Source organism: Enterobacter sp. MG-EB028 (assembly GCF_056673305.1).
The window spans coordinates 1,057,279-1,069,987 of sequence record NZ_CP195079.1 but is presented as its reverse complement, the minus strand read 5'-3'; the positions used below and the strand labels follow the sequence as shown (position 1 = coordinate 1,069,987).

Below are 12,709 nucleotides of genomic sequence, written 5' to 3'. Positions count from 1 at the left end.
TGGAAACATTAGCGGATTAGCTGCCGAGCCAGACCGTCGCGGATACCGCAGGCAGCGCCAGCACGCCGTCCTGCATCGTCGCCTTGCCCTCTTTGTTCTTCCACATCGCCACCTTTAGCAGCGGTGAATCATCCAGCACCACTTCGCAGCCCTCGCCCCGGTTGATCGCCACCAGCACGCGCTGCTGGTTATAGACGCGGACAAACACCACCACGTTATCGTGGGCGTACACCACCTGACAGCCACCGTAGCGCAGGGCAAGGCTCTGCTTGCGCAGTTTCGCCAGCCGCTGATACAGGCTGAACAGCACCTTGTCCTGTTTCTCTTCCTCCCACGGGAAGGTTTTGCGGCAGAACGGATCGTTGTTGCCGTCCAGCCCCACTTCATCTCCGTAGTAAATGCACGGCACACCCGGCCAGGTGAAGAGCCAGGTGACCGCCAGCGGCAGACGCGCCACATCCTTGCCGAGCAGGGATTTAAAGCGCGCGGTATCATGGCTATCGAGCTGGTTAAACATCCGCAGCTGCTGCTGATGCGACAGGCCTGCGCGATAGTTATCCATCCACGCTGCGCAGGTTTCGGCATCGATATGGTTCGGATCGTATGAGATATCGGTATTTGCCAGGAATCCCCACAGCGGGAAGGTAAAGCCGCGATAGTTCATCGCCGCATCTTCCGCATCGTTTTGCAGCCACTGGCGCGCGTCGCCAAAGTGTTCGCCAAACACAAACGCCTCCGGCTGGGCCGATTTTGCCGAGCGCGCGATCCCGGCGACGTGCTGAAGGTTATTCCGCGCCCCGCCCGCTTCACCGAGCATATGCACCACGTCCAGGCGCCAGCCGTCCATATTCCACGGTGCCTTCAGCCAGTGACGGACGATGCTGTCTTCACCGCCGTAAATTTCATCAATCAGAGAAGGCGACTGGAAATCCAGCTTCGGCAGGCTCGGGTAGCCCAGCCAGTCCAGCGCGCGGCCCTCTTCGTTAAAGCTGTACCAGTCGCGCTGCGGCGAGTCCGGGTTATGACATGCCCCGCCCATCGACTGGTTATGGCGGTCAAACCAGGCGTGCGAATCGCCGCTGTGGTTGAACACGCCGTCCAGGATCAGGCGCATCCCCTCTTTTTGCGTATTCTTACGCAAGCGCAGCAACGCCTCGTCGCCGCCAAACTGCTCATCAACGTGGCGATAATCTTCGGTATCGTATTTGTGCACGCTCGGGGCTTTAAACACCGGGTTGAGGTACAGCGCCGTCACGCCCAGTTTTTTCAGGTACGGCAGCTTTTCGCTGATGCCGTCGAGATCGCCGCCGTAGAACGTCGAGCCACCTGCCTGCGCCGTCACCGGTTCATCCCATTTTTTCAGGATGATGTCGTGACCGGCCGCATGATGGAAATAGACCTTGTCCTGGTCGGCGGTGCGTTTTTCGCTGCGCGCAAAGCGGTCCGGGAAAATCTGGTAAAAGACCTGTTCGTTAACCCACTGCGGGCCGTTATCAGGATAATCGACGGCAAACTGCTCCAGCCGCGCGGGCGGGAAACGGCTAAACCCCTGCGGGGTAAACCACAGCTGACGGTTGTTCCACAGCAGCTTGAAGCTGTATCGACGGCGCGGCTGCCCGCTGCGCAAATCGATATTCGCCCGCCACGCGGTGATCCCCGGCTGCGGTTGGCTGCGCAGCTTGTGCATTTTCAGCCCGGTCTCTTCGTTATCAATTTCGGCGCGAAGCGTCACGCGTTCAGGCTGGTTTTCCCCCGCCAGCCAGAGCGTAATCACAAGGTTGTCTTTGTTTTGCTTAACAAATGGGGCAACCGGAAGGTGCCAGGCGTTTAACATCACGAATCCCCTCTGATGAAATTGACGTCACCTTGCCACAGGGTGGTTAAGGATAGCTCACCATGACGTGATTTATTGGGGGAGGAGGACGGGGGAGGAGGCATCTGTGCGGCCTGATGCCCTCACCCTAACCCTCTCCCACGGGGAGAGGGAAAATGGATATTACTGCGCTTCCGCCAGCTGGCGGTCGCGGCGGCACTTAAACACCCAGCCGATCAGCAACAGAACGATCCACGCACAGCCCACGTACAGGGAAATGCGGGTATCCGGGTGGTAGCCAATCAGGCCAATAATAAACACCAGGAAGATCAGCCCGACCACGGTTGTCGCCACCCCGCCCGGCACCTTAAACTTCAGCGCTTTCGCCTCATCCGGCGACAGACGACGGCGGAAGGCAATCTGCGACAGCAGGATCATGATCCATACCCATACCGTCGCGAAGGTCGCCAGGGACGCAATCACCAGGAAAACGTTCTCCGGCATGATGTAGTTCAGGTAAACCGAGAACAGCAGCGCTACGGTCATCACCAACACCGTCACCCACGGCGTACCGCGGCGTGAGGTTTTGGCGAACACCTTCGGCGCGCTGCCCTGCTCCGCCATGCCGTGAAGCATGCGGCCCACGCCAAAGACGTCACTGTTTATCGCGGAGAGAGACGCGGTTAGCACCACAAAGTTAAGAATGCTGGCCGCAAAGGCAATCCCCATATGCTGGAAGGTCAGAACAAACGGGCTACCGTTGGTACCCACCTGATTCCACGGGTAGATGGACATAATCACGAACAGCGTACCCACATAGAACACCAGAATACGCATCGGCACCGAGTTGATGGCGCGCGGAATGGACTTCTCTGGATCTTTCGCTTCCCCGGCGGTGATACCGATAATCTCGATACCGCCGTAGGCGAACATCACCATTTGCAGCGACATGACCATCCCGAGCCAGCCGTTGCTGAAGAAGCCACCGTTGCTCCAGAGGTTGTGAATACCGGTCGGCTGCCCGCCGTTGCCAATTCCCCAGATAATGATCCCGAAACCGGCCACAATCATGATGATGATGGTGGCGACCTTGAAGAAGGAGAACCAGAACTCCAGCTCGCCGAACACCTTCACGCTCATCAGGTTGACGGCGCAAATGATCAGCACCACGCTCAGCACCCAAATCCAGTGCGGCACCGCCGGGAACCAGACGCCCATATAGATGCCGAATGCCGTCACGTCGGCAATCGCCACAATCAAAATTTCAAAGCAGTAGGTCCAGCCGGTGATAAACCCGGCCAGCGGGCCGAGGTTTTCCTGCGCGTAGCGGGAGAAGGAGCTGGCAGACGGGTTGTGAACCGACATTTCGCCGAGGGCGCGCATGATGATATACGCCGCCACGCCGCCGATAATGTACGCCAGCAGAACGCTGGGACCGGCCATTTTGATGGCATCTGCCGAGCCATAAAAAAGACCGGTGCCGATAGCAGAGCCCAGCGCCATAAAGCGGATGTGGCGCGTGCTCAATCCACGTTTAAGTTTGTTAGTGCTTTCCATTTAAATCTTGCCATTCAACACGAAAAAAACAAAAAACCACGGGGCCTTAAGCCCCGTGGTTAAACAGTTTGTTGCCGTTGATTAATGAGCGTTAGATGCGACCTGACGCCCTGCAGCACGATCCCAGATAACCGCCAGAACCAGTGCAACAACGGTAGGCATCAGCCAGGCCAGGCCCTGCTCGGACAGCGGCAGACGCTGTGTCCAGGCTGGCAGAATTTCAGCGAACGCTGATGCTTTAATCCCGTCAAGGATACCAAAAATCAGGCTGATAAACATGGCTGGCGCAATAATTCGTGAGGAGTTATGCCACCACGGACGGGTGAAGCTCAACACCACCAGCACGATGCACGGCGGATAAATCGCCGTCAGCACCGGAATCGAGACCTGAATCAGGTGGCTCAGACCGAGGTTGGACACCGCCATGGAGAAGATACCGAGGATAAACACCAGGGTACGGTATGAGAGCGGCAGATACTGCGCAAAGAACTCTGCGCAGGCGCAGGTCAGGCCAACCGCGGTTACCAGGCACGCCAGGAAGATCAGTGCCGCCAGCAGCATACTGCCCGCACCACCGAAGGTGTGCTGAACGTAAGCGTGCAGGATAGCCGCACCGTTGGCGTTTTGATCAACCAGCATCGCGCTATCAGAGCCCAGGCGGAACAGTGCCAGATACAGCAGCGTCAGCCCCACGCCGGCCATCAGGCCAGCCCAGATGGTATAGCGGGTCAGCAGACGCGCTTCGGTCACACCGCGGGAACGCGCGGCGTTAACGATAACGATACCAAACACCATCGCGCCCAGCGTATCCATCGTCAGGTAGCCGTTCACAAAGCCGTTAGAGAACGCGGCGTTTTTATAGGCGTCCATCGCGTCGCTAATTGGACCGGCTGGCCAGATGATGGCCGCCACGGCCAGCACGATCAGCGCCACAATTTTCAGCGGTGCCAGGAAGTTACCGACCGTGTCCAGCAGCTTGCCCGGATAGAGGGAAACCAGGATCACGATGGCAAAGTAAATCAGGCTGTAGATAAACAGCGGCATCGCGCCGTCGCCGGTCAGAGGAGCAATACCTACTTCGAAGGAAACGGTCGCGGTACGCGGGGTCGCAAACAGCGGGCCAACGGCCAGATAGCAGACGGTAGCCAGCAGTACGCCCGCCACTTTACCAATCGGGGTGCTGAGGCTATCCACGCCGCCGCCGACTTTCGCCAGCGCGACAACGGTCAGGACCGGCAGACCCACGGCAGTAATCAGGAAACCAAACGCGGCGGTCCAGACGTGTTCACCCGCCTGTAAGCCAACCATTGGAGGGAAAATGATGTTGCCTGCGCCAACGAACAGCGCAAATGTCATAAAGCCCAGCGCGATAATGTCACGCGATTTTAAGTGATGGGTCATAAAACCTTACTGCCTGTGGATGTGGTGTTGAAAACGTTGAGATTTTCGATTCCCCTGACGGGACGATACAGCCGAAAATTTGCTCAATTTCAGCGGGAAATGCTCCCGTCCTGGCGTGGAGAAGAATAGTTTTTCGATTTACCACGCAAATACAGTCGGTCTGACAGTATCTGGGGGGCAATTTAAACGCTTATAACGTTTAAAGGCAAGGTGGGATCGTAAAACCAGAACAATATGCCAGCATGAAAATATACTCCAGCACAATACGCTAATTATAAGAAAAACCCATGGCTAATCATGCGAACAAAAAACAGACAGCCGTATAAAATTCACACGCGTTTCGCTTGACTGCAAAGCAAACGGGCCAGCAAACGCTGACCCGTGGAAAGGTAAAATGACATACCTGCCGTCAGGCGCTCTTTTTGGCAATTAATCGTTCCGGGATAACGAAACTGAAGCGGGTTCCCTTACCCAGGGTACTCTGGATATCAAGACGGCTTTCATGGTGATTCACCGCGTGTTTCACAATCGCCAGCCCCAGTCCGCTCCCCCCCGTTTGCCGGGATCGCGCTTTATCCACCCGGTAGAAACGCTCGGTCAGGCGCGGAATATGCTCCGGGGCAATCCCCGGCCCGTTATCCTCCACGCTAAACTCGGCGCCTGTCGGCGTATGCTGCCAGCGCACTACGATATCCGTCCCTTCCGGCGTATGGTTTACCGCGTTGTACACCAGGTTGGAGATGGCGCTACGCAGTTCATCTTCGCTGCCCAGCACCTTCAGCGTATTGTCGACCTCAAAGGTCAGCTGATGTTTTTTATGGCTTAACGTCTGCGCTTCACGCTCAACGACGCGCAGCATCATTGGCACATCTATGGTGTCATTCAGCGCAAGCGACGGCGCCGCTTCAATCTTCGAGAGCGTCAGCAGCTGTTTCACCAGCCCTTCCATACGGTGCGTTTGCTCACGCATCGTGTGCAGCGCTTTTTCACGCGGCGCGCCTTCCAGGGTTTGCTCCTGCATCATCTCCAGGTAGCCCTGCAGCACGGTCAACGGAGTGCGTAGCTCGTGGCTCACATTGGCGAAGAAGTTACGACGCGCCCCTTCCAGCTGGTGCATCTGGGTAACGTCGCGCGCCACCATCAGCCACTGGCGATCGCTGTAGGGCATAACGCGGATTTCCAGATGGCGACCGTTATTCAGCTTCAGATTGTGGGGACGGGTAAAATCACGCTTTTTCAGATACAGCGTGAACTCGGGATAACGCAGAAGGTTGAGGATGTTCTGACCATTATCGTCCGGCCAGCGCAGACCCAGCAGCTGTTGCGCCAGGCCGTTACACCAGAAGATCGTTCCTTCTTCGGTCGTCAGGATCACCGCATCCGGCAGCGACTCTGCACCGCTGCGAAAGCGTTTGATCAGGCTTCCCAGCTCGCGACGGCGCTTTTTATTACGCATCTGCATTTGGTGCAGACCGTACAGCAGCGGCTCCCAGCTGCCGCTTCCCGGCGGCGGCGTCATGCTGCGGTCAACCCACAGCCACCATGAGAGACGCAGCAGGTTCCAGAAATGCCAGACTAACAGCCCGGTGACCGCCGCCAGCAGAAACCACGGCAGATGCCCAAGAAAGGCCCCCAGAAGAAGGGCCGGAATACAGCATAAGATCAGTTCAAAGACGAGCCTTTTCCATGACAGACGTTCCAGCACGCGTCACACTCCTGTCATTGTTCAGAAACGGGTCGAGAAACGATAACCCGTGCCGCGGACCGTCTGTACCATGCGATCGTGGCCGCTCAGTTCCAGCGCTTTTCGCAGGCGGCGGATATGTACGTCAACCGTCCGGTCTTCGACATACACGTTAGTTCCCCAGACGTTATTCAGCAACTGCTCGCGGCTGTAAACGCGTTCCGGATGGGTCATAAAGAAGTGCAGGAGTTTAAATTCGGTAGGCCCCATGTCGAGGGGGTTTTCGCCGGTCATCACGCGGTGTGAGGTGGGGTCAAGGCTGAGGCCCTGCATTTCGATCACCTCTTCCACCGCCATCGGCGAAATTCGGCGCATCACGGCTTTAATGCGCGCAACCAGCTCTTTCGGGGAGAAAGGCTTGGTAATGTAATCGTCCGCGCCGGTCTCCAGACCGCGCACGCGATCCTCTTCCTCTCCGCGCGCCGTGAGCATCACAACCGGAATATCGCGGGTCAGCGCTTCACGCTTCAGGTGTTTGATAAACTGCAGTCCGGAGCCGCCGGGCAACATCCAGTCAAGCAGAATCAGATCGGGCCAGGGTTCATTCAGCTGGTTCACCGCGCTGTCATAATCTTCCGCTTCAACCGGCTGGAAGCCATTTTGTTCGAGCACGAAGCACACCATTTCACGAATTGGAGCTTCATCTTCTACGACCAGAATACGTCTCGCCATACTTTGCCCTGTCTTATCTTATTTAAGTTACAAGTTTGTAATGCGGCGCCATTATGCGTCAGTTTTATGACAGATTTATGAAAAACAGTACCACTACAAATGGCAAACTGTTGTTTTATTACAGCGGTTATTTTCCTCTCCCTGACAGTTTATAATCGCCCGCATCGTTTTTCGCCACGGATCTCCTATGCGCATACTTCACACCTCGGACTGGCATCTGGGTCAAAATTTTTACAGCAAAAGCCGTGCGGCTGAACATGAAGCGTTCCTGAACTGGCTGCTGGAAACGGCCCGGACGCACGAGGTGGACGCGATTATCGTGGCGGGTGACATCTTTGATACCGGCTCGCCCCCCAGCTATGCGCGTGAGCTGTACAACCGCTTCGTGGTCAACCTGCAGCAGACCGGCTGTCATCTGGTGATTGTTGCCGGCAACCATGATTCCGTCGCGACGCTCAATGAATCCCGCGACATCCTGGCGTTTCTCAATACCACCGTGGTCGCCAGCGCCGGGCACGCGCCCCAGATCCTGAAAAAACGCGACGGCACCCCGGGGGCGGTACTGTGCCCCATTCCGTTTTTACGGCCGCGCGACATCCTGCAAAGCCAGGCGGGGCTGTCGGGTGCGGAAAAGCAGCAGCATTTATTACAGGCCATCACCGATTATTACCACCAGCAGCATGCCGATGCCTGCGCCCTGCGCGGTGAACAGGCCATTCCGGTCATTGCCACCGGGCACCTCACCACCGTCGGGGCCAGTAAAAGTGACGCTGTCCGCGAGATCTATATCGGCACGCTGGATGCGTTCCCGGCGCAAAACTTCCCGCCAGCCGACTACATCGCGCTCGGGCACATTCACCGTGCCCAGGTCATCGGCGGCTGCGAGCATATCCGCTACTGTGGTTCCCCTATTTCGCTCAGCTTCGATGAAACCGGGAAAGCCAAGTCCGTGCATCTGGTGAGCTTCAGCGAGGGTAAACTCAGCGCCGTCGAGACGCTGGAGGTACCGGTCACCCAGCCGCTGGCGGTGCTGAAGGGCGATCTGGACGCCATTACCGCCCAGCTTGAGCAGTGGCGCGGCGCGGAGCTTAACCCGCCCGTCTGGCTGGATATCGAAATCACCACCTACGACTATCTCCACGATATACAGCGGAAAATTCAGGCGCTGACCGAAGAGTTGCCGGTAGAGGTGTTGCTGGTGCGCCGCAGCCGCGAGCAGCGCGAGAAAATTCTGCTCGGCACCCAGCGCGAAACCCTCAGTGAACTGCGGGTAGAAGAGGTATTTGAACGCCGCCTGTCGCAGGAAGAGATCGATGATGCGAAGCGCGTCCGGCTCAACGAGCTGTTCAGCCATACCCTGCACGCCCTCAATGACGAGGAAGAAAACGCATGAAAATTCTGAGCCTGCGTCTGAAAAATCTCAACTCCCTCAAGGGCGAGTGGAAAATTGACTTCACCGCAGAGCCGTTTGCCAGCAACGGCCTGTTTGCCATCACCGGCGCAACCGGTGCGGGCAAAACCACCCTGCTCGACGCCATCTGCCTTGCGCTCTACCACGAAACGCCGCGCCTGAATAAAGTCTCTCAGGCGCAAAACGACCTGATGACGCGCGACACCGCCGAGTGCCTGGCGGAAGTGGAGTTTGAGGTGAAAGGCGTTGCCTATCGCGCCTTCTGGAGCCAGAACCGGGCGCGCAACCAGCCGGACGGGAACTTACAGGCACCGCGCGTGGAGCTGGCCCGCTGCGAGGACGGCAAGATTCTGGCCGATAAAGTTTCGGATAAACTGGAGCAAACCGCGGCGCTCACCGGGCTGGACTACGGCCGCTTTACCCGCTCGATGCTGCTCTCGCAGGGGCAGTTTGCCGCCTTCCTTAATGCCAAACCGGGCGATCGCGCAGAATTGCTGGAAGAGCTAACCGGCACCGAGATCTACGGTCAGATTTCCGCCATGGTGTTTGAAAAACACAAAGCTGCACGCGGCGTGCTGGAAAAGTACGAGGCGCAGGCGGCGGGCGTCGTGCTGCTCAGCGAAGCGCAACAGCAGCAGTTGCAGCAAAGTTTGCAGGCACTTACTGACGAAGAGAAAACCCTGCTGGCCCAACAGCAGCGACAGCAGAAAGATTTTCAGTGGCTTACGCGCCATGACGAGCTTGTGCAGGAGCAGCAGCGCGTCACCGCCCTGCAGCAGCAGGCGCAACAGGCGCTAACGAACGCGGCGCCGGAACTGGCAAAGCTCCAGCTTGCTCTGCCCGCCGCCCAGCTTCGTCCGCTCTGGGAGCACCAGCAGGAGCAAACCTCACGTCTGACGCAAACCCAGCAGCGAATTAACGAAGTAAATACTCGCTTACAGACTAAAACCGCACTGCGCGCGCGGATCCGCAATACCGCCCTGCGTACCCATGAGCGGCTACAGGCCGAACTGACGGCACTGGCGCAGTGGCTGGCGGAGCACGAGCGTTATCGCCTGCTGGGACAGGAAATTGCCGGCTGGCGCGCCCAGTTCTCACAGCTAAACCGTGACAAAAGTCAGCTCGCCGCACTTGCTGCGCGGATGACTGAGCTACGTCAGAAGCTGGCGGAGATGCCGGAAAATACGCTGACGCTGACGGCGGATGAGGTCAGCGCGGCCATGGAGCAGCAGTCCCGGTCCCGAACGCTGCGTCAGCAGCTGACGTCGCTCCATGCCCGCTATCAGCCGCTGCAAAAACGCCTGCGCCAGAGCGGTGAAAGCGCGCAAAAAGCCCAGGCTGAGCAGAGCAAGCTCAATGAAACGCTGGCGCTGCGCCGCCAGCGGTACAAAGAGAAACACCAGCACTATCTGGACCTGAAGGCCCTGTGCGAACGTGAAGCGACGATTAAAGATCTGGAAAGCTATCGCTCACAGCTTGAGGCAGGCAAACCCTGTCCGCTGTGCGGCTCCAGTGACCATCCTGCCGTTGAGCAATACCGGTCGCTTGAGCTGACGGATAACCAGCGCCGCCGTGATGCGCTGGAAAAAGAGGTCGCCGCGCTTAAAGAGGAAGGCCTGCTGGTGCTGGGGCAGGTGAATGCCCTGGCTCAGCAAATCCAGCGTGAGACAGACGAAGCGCAGGCCTTGTCTCAGGAGGAGCAAGCACTCACTAAAGCGTGGGTGGAGGCCTGCGCGTCTTTGAATATCGCATTGAATATTCAGGAGGATATCGCGCCATGGATGAACGAGCAGGAACAGTACGAGCGGCAGCTTTATCAGCTCAGCCAGCGCCTGACCCTGCAAAACCAGCTGAACGAGCAGGAAGCGCAGGAGCGCCAGTATCAGCAGCAGCTGACGGCCGCCCGCCAGGCGCTGGAACACACCCTGCTCGCACTCTCGCTTAGCATTCCCGAAGAGGGTAATGAAGCCGGCTGGCTGCACGCCCGCGAAGCGGAATTCTCTCAATGGCAGGAGAAGCAAACGCAGCACGGCGTGCTTCAGGAACATATAAACGCGCTGAAGCCGCTGCTCGACACGCTTCCGGCAACAAACAGCGAAGAGGCTGAACCGGCCATTCCTGATGGCTGGCGCGACATCCACAATGAATGCGTGTCGCTGCAAAGCCAGCTCACCGCCCAGCAGCAGCAGGAAGCGCTGGAGCACGAGCGCCTGCAGCAGTCGCAGACGCAATTCACCGCGGCGATCGCAGCGAGCTGTTTTGCCGATCGGGAGGCGTTCCTTGCGGCCCTGCTGGACGACGACGCTATCAGTCACCTCCAGCAGCTGAAACAGTCGCTGGAAAACCAGATACAGCAGGCCGCAGCCCTTTCCGGCCAGGCTAATCAGCAGCTGCAGGCGCACCTTGCGCTGCGCCCGGAAGAACTTGATGCGGATGCGTCAACTCTGCAAAGCCAGCTGCAGCAGCTGGCGCAACGGCTTCGCGAGAACACCACGCATCAGGGCGAGATCCGCCAGCAGCTTAAGCAGGACAGCGATAACCGCCAGCATCAGCAGGCGTTAATGCTGCAAATTGAAGAGGCCGCGCGCCAGGCAGATGACTGGGGATATCTGAACGCGCTGATTGGCTCCAGCACCGGCGACAAATTCCGCAAGTTCGCGCAGGGGCTGACGCTGGATAACCTGGTCTGGCTCGCTAACCAGCAGCTCAACCGCCTGCACGGGCGTTATCTACTGCAGCGCAAAGCCAGCGAGGCGCTGGAGCTGGAAGTGGTCGACACCTGGCAGGCCGATGCGGTGCGCGATACGCGTACGCTCTCCGGCGGCGAAAGCTTCCTGGTCAGCCTGGCGCTGGCGTTAGCGCTGTCCGATCTGGTGAGCCATAAAACGCGAATTGATTCCCTGTTCCTGGATGAGGGGTTCGGCACGCTCGACAGTGAAACGCTGGATACCGCGCTGGATGCGCTCGACGCGCTGAACGCCACTGGAAAAACCATCGGGGTGATCAGCCACGTTGAAGCGATGAAAGAACGCATTCCGGTGCAGATTAAGGTGAAGAAAATCAACGGGCTGGGGTATAGCAGGCTGGATAGGGTGTTTGCGGTGGAATAAATGGGGGGATCGTTCGGTCTGATGCCCTCACCCTGGCCCTCTCCCACAGGGAGAGGGTACTAACACAACATGCGTTTATTCCGGCCATAACCACGCCGCGCCTCGCACGCCGCTGGAGTCGCCGTGGACGGCTTTGCGGATCGGGGTTTCACACTCGCCGCCGAAGACCCACTGTTTCACCAGGTTCGGTACCGTGGCGTACAGTCGATCAACGTTGCTCATGCCGCCGCCGAGCACAATCACGTCCGGGTCAAGAATATTCACCACGTGCGCCAGCGATTTCGCCAGACGCATTTCGTAGCGGCTGAGCGCCAGTTCGGCCACGGGATCCTGTTCTTCCACCAGACGCATAATCTCGTTCCCCTTGAGCGGCTGACCGCTCAGGCGATGGTAGTCGGTCGCAAAACCGGTGCCAGAGATAAACGTCTCGATACAGCCCTGCTTGCCGCAGTAGCACGGCACCTCGGCGCGGTATTTAAGCTCATCTTCATCCATCCACGGCAGCGGGTTGTGTCCCCACTCGCCCGCCGTGCCGTTGCCGCCGATATGGGCACGTCCGCCAAAGGCCACACCCGCGCCGCAGCCGGTACCGATAATCACCGCAAACACGGTCTGCGCCCCGGCTGCCGCGCCGTCGATGGTCTCAGAGACCGCCAGGCAGTTAGCGTCGTTGGCCAGACGCACTTCCCGGTTCAGGCGCACGCTTAAATCTTTATCAAACGGCTGACCGTTGAGCCAGGTGGAGTTGGCGTTTTTTACCACCCCGGTATACGGCGAGATCGACCCCGGGATCCCCATCCCGACGCTGCCGGTTTGTCCTGTCGCCTGCTCGGCCATATCGACCAGCCGGGCAATCGTCTCGATCGTCTGGTGATAGTCATCGCGCGGCGTCGGCAGACGATGGCGAAACAGCTGTTCCCCCTGCTCGCTCAGTGCGATGACTTCTGTTTTGGTGCCGCCCAAATCAATCCCAATACGCACAAGACTCTCCTCATTATTTT

At 58.3% G+C, this 12,709-nt stretch carries 8 protein-coding genes; 2 read left to right on the top strand and 6 right to left on the bottom strand.

Annotated elements, in window-relative coordinates; translation table 11 throughout:
• Window positions 1-16: 16 nt before the first annotated feature.
• From malZ to phoB, 5 genes are all read right to left on the bottom strand, one after another.
• On the bottom strand, window positions 17-1,834 hold the full coding sequence (malZ, locus tag ACR42C_RS04940; protein ID WP_479984837.1) for a maltodextrin glucosidase: 1,818 nt from the start codon (window positions 1,832-1,834) through the stop codon (window positions 17-19).
• A 162-nt stretch (window positions 1,835-1,996) separates the two neighbouring features.
• Complete coding sequence (gene proY, locus ACR42C_RS04935; protein ID WP_479984836.1) at window positions 1,997-3,370, bottom strand: proline-specific permease ProY; 1,374 nt, start codon at window positions 3,368-3,370, stop codon at window positions 1,997-1,999.
• A gap of 81 nt (window positions 3,371-3,451) precedes the next feature.
• Window positions 3,452-4,771, bottom strand: a complete 1,320-nt coding sequence (brnQ, locus tag ACR42C_RS04930) for a branched-chain amino acid transporter carrier protein BrnQ (RefSeq protein ID WP_116341649.1) — start codon at window positions 4,769-4,771, stop codon at window positions 3,452-3,454.
• Window positions 4,772-5,180: 409 nt separating this feature from the next.
• The gene (gene phoR / locus ACR42C_RS04925) at window positions 5,181-6,476 is read right to left on the bottom strand and encodes a phosphate regulon sensor histidine kinase PhoR (protein WP_116341651.1); all 1,296 of its coding nucleotides are present in this window, start codon (window positions 6,474-6,476) and stop codon (window positions 5,181-5,183) included.
• Window positions 6,477-6,497: 21 nt separating this feature from the next.
• Window positions 6,498-7,187 carry a phosphate response regulator transcription factor PhoB gene (phoB, locus tag ACR42C_RS04920; protein ID WP_008503265.1) on the bottom strand — a complete coding sequence of 230 codons (690 nt, stop codon included), beginning with the start codon at window positions 7,185-7,187 and terminating at the stop codon, window positions 6,498-6,500.
• Between the two features lie 187 nt (window positions 7,188-7,374).
• Here phoB and sbcD point away from each other — a divergent pair, with 187 nt between their 5' ends.
• Both sbcD and sbcC read left to right on the top strand, forming a co-directional pair.
• Window positions 7,375-8,580: an exonuclease subunit SbcD gene (gene sbcD / locus ACR42C_RS04915; RefSeq protein ID WP_479984835.1), complete on the top strand. Its 1,206-nt coding sequence runs from the start codon at window positions 7,375-7,377 to the stop codon at window positions 8,578-8,580.
• Window positions 8,577-11,708, top strand: a complete 3,132-nt coding sequence (gene sbcC / locus ACR42C_RS04910; protein ID WP_479984834.1) for an exonuclease subunit SbcC — start codon at window positions 8,577-8,579, stop codon at window positions 11,706-11,708. The genes sbcD and sbcC overlap by 4 nt, the downstream gene beginning before the upstream one ends.
• A 75-nt stretch (window positions 11,709-11,783) precedes the next feature.
• Here sbcC and mak read toward each other — a convergent pair whose 3' ends face one another.
• Window positions 11,784-12,689 carry a fructokinase gene (gene mak / locus ACR42C_RS04905; RefSeq protein WP_479984833.1) on the bottom strand — a complete coding sequence of 302 codons (906 nt, stop codon included), beginning with the start codon at window positions 12,687-12,689 and terminating at the stop codon, window positions 11,784-11,786.
• Window positions 12,690-12,709: the final 20 nt, after the last annotated feature.

What these genes read in the sequence shown, in the direction of transcription:
- malZ (WP_479984837.1), bottom strand. Translation starts at nt 1,834, where the DNA reads ATGTTAAACGCCTGGCACCTTCCGGTTGCCCCATTTGTTAAGCAAAAC.
- proY (WP_479984836.1), bottom strand. Translation starts at nt 3,370, where the DNA reads ATGGAAAGCACTAACAAACTTAAACGTGGATTGAGCACGCGCCACATC.
- brnQ (WP_116341649.1), bottom strand. Translation starts at nt 4,771, where the DNA reads ATGACCCATCACTTAAAATCGCGTGACATTATCGCGCTGGGCTTTATG.
- phoB (WP_008503265.1), bottom strand. Translation starts at nt 7,187, where the DNA reads ATGGCGAGACGTATTCTGGTCGTAGAAGATGAAGCTCCAATTCGTGAA.
- sbcD (WP_479984835.1), top strand. Translation starts at nt 7,375, where the DNA reads ATGCGCATACTTCACACCTCGGACTGGCATCTGGGTCAAAATTTTTAC.
- sbcC (WP_479984834.1), top strand. Translation starts at nt 8,577, where the DNA reads ATGAAAATTCTGAGCCTGCGTCTGAAAAATCTCAACTCCCTCAAGGGC.